Here is an 8,493-nt window from a genome sequence, read left to right on the forward strand (position 1 = left end):
GTGCTCAAGTCTCTCAGACACCCCGGGTCCCCGGCCCGGTTGTCCACAGGCTGGACCGCAAAATCGTCACTGTCAGTACCTGGTACTAGCGTTCAGTGTGCCGCCCCGAGGGGAATCAGAGCCGTACGGGACGGACGCGGGCAGAGCAGGGGAGCTTGTCGTTGACCGCTGTACAGCACGACCGGGCGGAGGCGCCCGAGGACCTTTCGGCGACGGAGCGGGGGCTGTGGGAAGCCTTCCAGGAAGGAGTTACATACGACCTGCGTTCGCGCGATCCCGGGCAGAACGACCCGGCGGGGCTGCACGTCTGGGGGCCGGAGCGCAGCGTGCGCGCCTCCTTACTCGCCCGGCTCCTGCTGCACGGCCCGCCGGCCCGTCCCGGCCGGGTGTCGTCGCTCAAGCTGGCCGGGGCGTACGTCACCGGCACGCTCGACCTCTCCGGCGGCCGCGTCGAGCCGTACGTGGAGCTGCGCAACTGCCGCTTCGAGAACGAGATGCTGCTGCCCGAGTGCTCCTTCGCCACGCTGCGCCTGGTGGAGTGCTCGGTGCCGCGGCTGGAGGCCGCCCGGCTGACCACCAGCGGCGACATGCACATGCCCCGCTGCACGGTGGACGGCGGCATCCGGCTCACGGACGCCCACATAGGCACGGACCTGCTGCTCAGCCAGCTCACCGTCGGCCGTGACCGGCGCGGCGTGGCCGTCGCCGCCGACGGCATCACCGTCGGCCAGGACCTCCAGGCCGACCTGCTCCAGGCGCACGGCGAGCTGCGGATGCGCGGCGCGAACGTCGGCGTCTCGCTGAACCTGAGCGGCAGCGTCCTGCGCAACCCGTACGGCAAGCGCGCGCTCAACGCGCCGCAGCTCACCGTCGAGCGCTCGCTGCACATGGGCCCGGCGGCGGTCCCCGAGGCCGCGACGGGCGGGGCCACGCCCCCGTACGGCATCAGCGGCCACACCCCGCCGCGCGGCACGCGGATGCAGCGCTTCGAGTGCCACGGCGGGCTGCGCCTGGACGACGGCCGCTTCGGCGACTCCGTCGACCTCGACGGCGCGCGCTTCGTGATGGACCCGGAGCAGGAGATGTCGCTGCGCCGGATCCAGACGCCCGAGCTGCGCTTCATGGGCCGCGAGCCGGAGGGGGGCAGGGTGGTGCTGTCGGGCGCCCGGGTGGTCAACCTCCGCGACAAGTACACGAGCTGGCCGGGACCCGGGCGGCTGGCGATGGCGGGTTTCTTCTACGAGCACCTCATACCCGTCGGCGCCTTCCCGCTGGTGCACCGGCTGGAGTGGGTGGAGGCCGCCACCCCGGAGTTCTCCCCCGAGCCGTACGAGGTGCTGGCCGCCGTCCTGCGCAACACCGGTGAGGACCACGAGGCCCGCGAGGTCATGCTCGCCAAGCACCGCCGCCAGCGCGAGACGCTGCCGCTGACCGGCAAGGCGTGGGGCCTGTTGCAGGACTGGACGGTCGCGTACGGCTACCGCCCCACCCGCGCCGTGGTGTGGATGGCGGTCCTCTGGGCGGTCGGCTCGCTGTACTTCGCGCACCAGGAGCCGCGCGCACTGCGCCCCGGCGAGGGACCCGAGTGGAGCCCGCCGCTCTACGTGCTCGATCTGCTGCTGCCCGTCATCGACCTGGGCCAGGACAACGCCTGGCATCAGTCGGGGCATTACCAGTGGACGGCCACGGTGCTCGTGCTCGCCGGCTGGGTGCTCGCCACCACGGTGGCGGCCGGCGTCTCCCGTGCGCTGCGCCGCCAGTGAGGTACCGGCCGGGACCGTTAGGATCCGCCTGTGACCACCGCACGCCTGCCCCTCTTCCCGCTGAACGCGGTGCTGTTCCCGGGCCTCGTCATGCCCTTGAACGTGTTCGAGGAGCGGTACCGGGCGATGATGCGCGACCTGCGCAAGCTGCCCGAGGCGGAGCGGCGGTTCGGCGTGGTGGCGATCCGGGACGGCCGCGAGGTCGCGCCCACGGGTCCGGGGCTGCCGGACCAGACCGCGCTGCCCGAGCGCGGCCCCGCGGCCGGCTTCGGCGCCGACCCGATGCAGGCGTTCTACGGCGTCGGCTGCGTCGCGGACGCGGCGACGATCCGGGAGAAGGACAGCGGCGGGTACGAGGTGCTGGTCACCGGCACCCGCAGGTTCCGGCTGCTGTCGGTGGACGCCTCGGGCGAGTATCTGACCGGTGAGGTCGAGGCGCTGCCCGAGCAGTCGGGCGAGGGCGCGGGCGTGCTGTCCGCGGCGGTCGTACGGGCCTTCAGGACGTACCAGAAGAGGCTGGCCGGCGCCCGCGAACGCTCGCTGGGCGCGGCCACGGAGCTGCCGGACGAGCCGTCGGTGCTGTCGTATCTCGTCGCCGCGGCCGCCGTGCTGGACACCCCGTCGAAGCAGCAGCTCCTCCAGGCGCGGGACACCGCCTCGCGGCTGTCGGCCGAGCTGAAAATCCTGCGGCGCGAGAGCGCGGTGCTGGGTAAGCTCCCGTCGCTGCCCGCGGTCGACCTGACGCGGCACCCGACGAGCCCCAACTGACCCCGGTTCCCCTCCCCATGGCCAAGAAGAAGCAGGCCGGGTCCACCCCGGCCACGGTGGCGCTGACCAAGGCCGGCGCCGAGTTCACCGTCCACGCGTACGCCCACGACCCCGCCGCCGCCTCGTACGGCGAGGAGGCGGCGGAAGCGCTCGGCGTCGATCCGGGCCAGGTCTTCAAGACCCTGGTCGCCGAGGTCGACGGCGCGCTGACCGTCGCGATCGTGCCGGTCTCGGGCGCGCTGGACCTGAAGGCGCTGGCCGCGGCGGCCGGCGGCAAGAAGGCCGTGATGGCGGACCCGGCGCACGCCGAGCGCACCACGGGCTACGTCCGCGGCGGCATCTCCCCGCTGGGCCAGCGCAAGCGGCTGCCGACGGTGCTGGACTCCTCGGCCGAGGGGCGGCCGACGGTCTGCGTCTCCGCGGGCCGGCGCGGCCTGGAGGTGGAGCTGTCGCCGACGGTGCTGGCGGAGCTGACGGGCGCGGTCGTGGCGCCCATCGCGCGCGACGGCCGCTGACGCGGCGCCGGGCGTGCGGGTTTCCGGGTTTCCGGGTTTCCGCTACGCGGGCCGGCGGCCGTGGTTGGCCTTGCCCTTGCGGGTACGCCACTTGCGCTTGCGCGTTTTCTTCGACATGTCCAGGTCATACCGGAGTGCACTGAATCCGTCCAGGCTCCGCGCAGCCCTCCCCCCGGCGGGCGGGCCGTTCGGCACCGCGTACCCTCGTAGTTCGTGAGTACGCGCAGCGAAGCGGCGGGTCCTGCCGCGGCCGGGACCGCCACCCCGCCGGGCGCGGTGGTGTGTGCCGTGCGCGCGCTCGTGAAGACCTATCCGGCACCCCGTGAGAAGCGCCGGCGGCGCAGGGCCGCCCGCGGGGACGCCGGGCGGCCCGCGGCCCCCGTCTCCCCCGCCGGTCCCGTACGGGCCTGCGACGGCGTCGGGCTCGACATCCACGCCGGCGAGATCTTCGGCCTCCTCGGGCCCAACGGCGCCGGCAAGTCCACCCTCGTACGCCAGCTCACCGGCCTGCTGCGGCCCGACTCCGGCAGCATCGAGCTGTTCGGCCACGACCTCGTACGCCGCCCGGAGCTGGCCGCGCGGCTGCTGGCGTACCTCGGCCAGGAGTCCACGGCGCTCGACGACCTGACCGTGGCGCTGGCCGCCGAGACCACCGCCCGGCTGCGCGGCCTGCCCGCGGCCGCGGCCCGCACGGAACGCGACGCGGTGCTCGGCGAACTCGGCCTCGACCGCCTCGCCGACCGCCCGCTGCGCCGGCTCTCCGGCGGCGAGCGGCGGCTGGCGTGCGTGGCGGCGGCGCTGGTCGGCGAGCGCCCGCTGCTGGTGCTGGACGAGCCGACCACGGCGATGGACCCGGTGGCCCGCCGCGCCGTGTGGGCGGCGATCGACCGGCGCCGGGCCGAGCGGGGCGCGACCGTGCTGCTCGTCACGCACAACGTCATCGAGGCCGAGACCGTGCTCGACCGGGTCGCGGTGCTCGACCGCGGGCGGGTCATCGCCTGCGACTCCCCCGCCGGGCTGAAGGCCCTGGTGGGCGGGGAGGTCCGGGTCGACCTGGTCTGGCGCGACCAGCCGCCGCTCGACCTGCCGCAGATCGCGGAGCTGGCCCGTACCGCCCGCCGCACGGGCCGCCGCTGGACGCTGCGGCTGCCGGAGGACGCGGCGCGCGCCGCGGTCGCGGCGGTCACGGGCGGTCCCGCGTTCGCCGCGCTGGACGACTTCACGCTGACGACGCCGAGCCTGGAGGACGTCTACCTGGCCCTCGGCGGGCGGGACGAGGGACTGGTGAAGGCATGACGGACGGACACCTCGGCCTCGCGCAGGCCCCGCCCGACGGCCCGGGGCCCGCGGCTACGGGACCGGCGGTACCCCGGCCCGCCCCCGCGAACGGGACCGCAGGGGGGACCGCCGTGCCGAACGGATCCGCCGAGGACACCGGAGCCGCCGGCACCGGCAGGGGTTCCGCCAGGCCCGCCGCGTCCGCCCCGCTCGCGCCCCGCGTGCCGCTCCTCCCCGCCCTCGCCGCCGTCTACCGCGCCCAGCTCTCGCGCGCCAGGGTCGCCCGGCTCCCGCTGCTCTTCGTCGCCACCTTCCAGTCCATCGGGATCATGGTCCTGATGCGCGGCGTGGTCGACGCCGAGGCGCGCAGCTCCGAGGCCCACGCCGTGGTGGCGGGGTCCACGGTGCTGATCGTGGCGTTCGTGGCGCTGAACCTGCTCGCCCAGTACTTCGGCCAGTTGCGCGCCACCGGCGGTCTCGACCACTACGCGACCCTCCCGGTGCCGCCCGCCGCGGTGGTGCTCGGCGCGGCCGGCGCGTACGCCTCGTTCACCGTTCCCGGCACGGTCGTCACGGCCGTGACCGGCAGCCTGCTCTTCGAGCTGCCGCTGACGCACCTGTGGATCCTCGTGGCCGTCGTACCGCTGTCAGGCGCCGCGCTGGCCGGGCTCGGTGCGATGCTCGGGCTGCTGGCGCCGCGGCCCGAGCTGGCGACGCTCTGCGGCCAGCTCGGCATGTCGGCGGCGCTGCTGCTCGGCGTGCTGCCCGCGGAGCGGATGCCGGGAGCGGTGTCCTTCGCGCGCGACCTGCTGCCGTCCACGTACGGCGTGGAGGCGCTGATGGAGACCTTCGCGCCCAGCCCCGACTGGGCCGCGGTCCTCGCCGACCTGGGGGTTTGCGCCGGGGTCGGGGTGCCCGCGCTGGCGGCGGCGACGTGGGCGTACCGCCGGGCGGCGCTGCGGTCGTGAGCGCCGGCGGTCACGGCGACATTCCGAACGACCGTCCTGGCTACGGCGGGCGGCCCGGGCCCTGGCACGATGACGGGGTGACAGCTCCCCTGACACCGCACGAGCAACCCCCGCACGAGCAGCCGGGCCACAACCCCTGGCAGTACCCGCCCGCCTCCGGCGGCGGCAAACCGACCGGCGGGAAGGGCGGCCGGAAGGCCGGGGGCGACGACGACACCGATCTCGCCGGGGAGCTGTGGCAGGCGTTCCTGCTCATGGTGGGCGTGGCGGCGCTGGGCCTGCTGCTGGGCTTCCTGTGGGAGCAGTTCGCGCCCCGGGTGCCGCTGGTCGTGCGCGGGGGCGATGCCTGGCTGAAGGAGAGCGAGAGCGAGGACGCGATCTCCATCGACGGCACGTTCGCCCTGCTGGGGCTGGCCTTCGGCGCGGTGACGGCGCTGGCGGTGTTCCTGTGGCGGCGCCGCGGCGGGCTGCCGCTGGTGCTGGGGCTGGCGCTGGGCTCGCTGATCGGTGCCGTGGTGGCCTGGCGGTTCGGCATCTGGCTGGGGCCGCCCGGGAACGTGGCGCAGCGGGCCGCCGAGATGAGCGACGGCAGCGGCCTCGACGCGCCGCTGGAACTGAAGGCCAAGGGCGCGCTGCTGGCCTGGCCGGGGGCGGCGATGGCCGTGCACCTGGTGCTGACCGGGCTGTTCGGCCCGCGCGACCCGGAGCCGCAGGCGCCGCCGCCGCCGACGGGCGGCTGGCAGGGCTGGGGCTCCCCGACGTCCTGAGGCGGGCCCGGGGCGGGCCCGGGGCCCGGTTCGTACGGCGGACCCACGGGCGGCGCGCGACGCCGCCCGGCGGGCCCTACGCCTCCGGCTCCGCGGCCTGCGCGTGCTCGGCGGCGGAGCTGACGTCCACCTCGCGCCAGAACCCGGCCCTGATCGCGTAGCGGTCGCGCTCGTCGATCTGGTCGTCCTTGTGCGCCAGCAGCCCGAAGCGGGCGGCGTAGCGCAGCAGCTCGCCGTCGATGCGGTGCGGGATACGCGGGTACTGGCCGGCCAGCAGCCGCAGCTTCGCCTGGTCCGCCAGCCGCTCCATCCAGCGCCTGGCGAAGACCTGCCCCACCTCGAACGGGTCGCCGCCGATGACGGTGATGTCCTCCTCGCGGTCCGCCCAGCGCTGCTCCGCGGTGGTGAGCTGGGCGAGCGTGGGCAGCCCGGCGACGTCCGGCGGCTCGGCACCCGGCCGCTCCACCCAGCCGCGGTCGGACGACCAGCGCAGGGTGGCGTTGCCGACGGGGTGCCCGTGGCGGCCCTCGGGCACGGCGGGGCGGCCCAGGCTCGCGAGGTCCTTCGGGGTGGGCACGCCGCCCTTGCCGCCGGGGTCGTCCTCGTCGTCGGGTACGGCGTCGGGGGCCGTGCCCGCGTCGTCGTGGCGGCGCTCGGTGACCGGGGCGGTGGCCTGCGCGGTGCCGTTGGCGACGGCCGTCTGCTTGCCGGCGACGGAGGTCTCCGAGGGCGGGGCGGAGAGGATCGCGGCGATCTCGGGCCGCGGCACGGGGCTGGGGGCGCAGATGCCGGTGAGGTCCTTGGCCTGCATGGCGCGGGTGATCCAGGCGCGGTCGAGCACGCGCCGCTCGTCGGCCTCGGCGACGAGGTCCTCGGACTGGTTGTAGTCGCCGTCGGCGGCCTGGACCGCCCACAGGTGCACGGCGACGCCGTGCTCCTTCGCGGACATCATCCCGGGCAGCAGGTCGCCGTCGCCGGTGACGAGCACGACGTCGGCGCAGGCGCGGTTGCGGGCCAGCTCGGTCAGCTCCGCGTGCATCGCGGCGTCGACGCCCTTCTGCGCCCACCGGCCGTCGCTGCGGGTGAGCGCGCCGAGGCGGACGGTGACGCGGGACATCACCCGCAGCCGCCGGTGTTCCGGCTGCGGTACGCGGTCGGGGGCGCCGTCGAACCAGTAGATCCGCAGCAGGCGCTGGCCGGTGTCGGCTTCGGCCTGGTCCCGCAGGCCCTGGATGAGCGCGGGGTGGTCGACGGTGATCCGGGAGCGGGCGGGTTCCCCGGCGAGCAGGCTCGCGGCGGCGCCCAGCAGGTAGCCGGCGTCCACCAGGACGACGCAGCGGTCCACGATTCACCCTCTTCTCAGCCGGTTCCGGGCCCGTGCCGCGGAGTTCACGTCGGGTTGCCTTCGAGTCTGCCCCACTGAGGGGTGGTTAACAGCAGGGCATCGATCATCGGCGTGGCGGACACCGATGCCCGGCCATGAACAGCGCGTACTACGCACGGTAATTATCCGACATGCGAGGCATCTCAGGCCGTGCGAAGGTGATCTCCGCGGGGGTCCGCGCCTGTAAAGGATCAGTGATGGGTAAGCGCAAGAACCGCGAGAAAAAGCAGCAACAGCATTCCCACCGGGACAAGTACGCCGGCTCGCCGGCGGGCATACCCGACCGCGGCCGGCGGCAGTCCTTCGACGAGCCCCCGCCGCCGGACACCCGGGCCGAGGCGCCCGCGGGCGACGCCGGCCGGCGTCCCAGGACCGGGGAGCGGTGATCCCCATGAGCCGCAAGAACAGGAACCGCCAGAACGACCGCGCCGCCGCCCCGCCGGAGGAACGCGGCATGGAGACCGACTCCCCGTCCGCGGACAGGCCCCCGCCCGACCAGGTCAGCGAGGCGGTGAACCCCGGCTCCGGGGGTCACAAGACCCAGAAGCACAAGGAAAAGCGCTTCGGTCACAACTGAGCGCGGCCCGGCGGGCGCGCCCCTCCCGGGCGCGCCCGTGCATGCCGCGCGTGGCCGCCGGACCGGGCCGTCCCCGGCCCGGCGGCCAGCGCCCGTCAGCCTGCCAGACAGGACGGCCCGAGGAGTGCCTTCAGGTCGCCGAAGAGCGCCGGGTCCGACGTCACCCGGTGCCGGTCGAGGCGGAGCACGGTGGTGGTGCGGGAGCCCTGGAGCTTCACCCGTACCTCGGTGCCGCCGCGGTGCTGCGACAGCACCTCGCCCAGCTTCTCCACCAGCGGCGGGGTGACCTTGACCGTGGGGATCGTGATCGTCACCGGCGCGTTCGCGGACACCTCGGACAGGTCGGGGACGGCGAGTTCCATGGCGACCAGCCGCGGGACGTCCTCGCGCTTGTCGAGCCGTCCCTTGACGAAGACGATGGCGTCCTCGACGAGTTGGGTGGAGACCAACTGGTACGTGGCCGGAAAGAACAT

General features: G+C 74.8%; 9 protein-coding genes and 1 pseudogene. 8 read left to right on the plus strand and 2 right to left on the minus strand.

The features are described from left to right. Positions 1-161: 161 nt before the first annotated feature. The 6 genes from ACFYVJ_RS17645 to ACFYVJ_RS17670 all read left to right on the plus strand — a co-directional run bounded on the left by ACFYVJ_RS17645 (position 162) and on the right by ACFYVJ_RS17670 (position 6,059). Positions 162-1,763, plus strand: coding sequence for an oxidoreductase (locus ACFYVJ_RS17645; protein ID WP_388892266.1), 1,602 nt, complete (start codon positions 162-164; stop codon positions 1,761-1,763). 30 nt (positions 1,764-1,793) lie between these two features. Beyond that, complete coding sequence (locus tag ACFYVJ_RS17650) at positions 1,794-2,531, plus strand: LON peptidase substrate-binding domain-containing protein (protein WP_326795371.1); 738 nt, start codon at positions 1,794-1,796, stop codon at positions 2,529-2,531. A gap of 17 nt (positions 2,532-2,548) precedes the next feature. Beyond that, entirely contained in the window at positions 2,549-3,046 is a 498-nt protein-coding gene (gene ybaK / locus ACFYVJ_RS17655) for a Cys-tRNA(Pro) deacylase (protein WP_388892269.1), read from the plus strand. A 288-nt stretch (positions 3,047-3,334) separates the two neighbouring features. Beyond that, positions 3,335-4,342 (plus strand): ABC transporter ATP-binding protein, encoded by a 1,008-nt coding sequence (locus ACFYVJ_RS17660; RefSeq protein ID WP_388892316.1) that lies wholly within the window; start codon positions 3,335-3,337, stop codon positions 4,340-4,342. Beyond that, positions 4,339-5,292: an ABC transporter permease gene (locus tag ACFYVJ_RS17665; RefSeq protein ID WP_388892271.1), complete on the plus strand. Its 954-nt coding sequence runs from the start codon at positions 4,339-4,341 to the stop codon at positions 5,290-5,292. The genes ACFYVJ_RS17660 and ACFYVJ_RS17665 overlap by 4 nt, the downstream gene beginning before the upstream one ends. A gap of 77 nt (positions 5,293-5,369) precedes the next feature. Beyond that, the gene (locus ACFYVJ_RS17670; RefSeq protein WP_388892274.1) at positions 5,370-6,059 is read left to right on the plus strand and encodes a hypothetical protein; all 690 of its coding nucleotides are present in this window, start codon (positions 5,370-5,372) and stop codon (positions 6,057-6,059) included. A gap of 76 nt (positions 6,060-6,135) precedes the next feature. On the opposite strand, the gene ACFYVJ_RS17675 is transcribed toward ACFYVJ_RS17670, so the two are convergent. Next, on the minus strand, positions 6,136-7,404 hold the full coding sequence (locus ACFYVJ_RS17675; protein ID WP_388892276.1) for an NYN domain-containing protein: 1,269 nt from the start codon (positions 7,402-7,404) through the stop codon (positions 6,136-6,138). A 236-nt stretch (positions 7,405-7,640) separates the two neighbouring features. On the opposite strand from ACFYVJ_RS17675, the gene ACFYVJ_RS17680 reads away from it, so the two are divergent. Together ACFYVJ_RS17680 and ACFYVJ_RS17685 are read left to right on the plus strand one after the other, a co-directional pair. After that, positions 7,641-7,829, plus strand: coding sequence for a hypothetical protein (locus ACFYVJ_RS17680; protein ID WP_388892278.1), 189 nt, complete (start codon positions 7,641-7,643; stop codon positions 7,827-7,829). A 5-nt stretch (positions 7,830-7,834) separates the two neighbouring features. Further along, complete coding sequence (locus ACFYVJ_RS17685; protein WP_388892281.1) at positions 7,835-8,020, plus strand: hypothetical protein; 186 nt, start codon at positions 7,835-7,837, stop codon at positions 8,018-8,020. A gap of 95 nt (positions 8,021-8,115) precedes the next feature. Here ACFYVJ_RS17685 and ACFYVJ_RS17690 read toward each other — a convergent pair. Further along, positions 8,116-8,493, minus strand: a pseudogene (locus tag ACFYVJ_RS17690) (DNA polymerase III subunit alpha); the annotation flags it as partial.

This window comes from Streptomyces sp. NPDC004134 (assembly GCF_042874195.1).
Taxonomy (GTDB): Bacteria; Actinomycetota; Actinomycetes; order Streptomycetales; family Streptomycetaceae; genus Streptomyces.

Excerpts from the sequence above, each read along its gene's own strand:
- ybaK (WP_388892269.1), top strand. The coding sequence starts at position 2,549 with ATGGCCAAGAAGAAGCAGGCCGGGTCCACCCCGGCCACGGTGGCGCTG.
- ACFYVJ_RS17665 (WP_388892271.1), top strand. The coding sequence starts at position 4,339 with ATGACGGACGGACACCTCGGCCTCGCGCAGGCCCCGCCCGACGGCCCG.
- ACFYVJ_RS17680 (WP_388892278.1), top strand. The coding sequence starts at position 7,641 with ATGGGTAAGCGCAAGAACCGCGAGAAAAAGCAGCAACAGCATTCCCAC.
- ACFYVJ_RS17685 (WP_388892281.1), top strand. The coding sequence starts at position 7,835 with ATGAGCCGCAAGAACAGGAACCGCCAGAACGACCGCGCCGCCGCCCCG.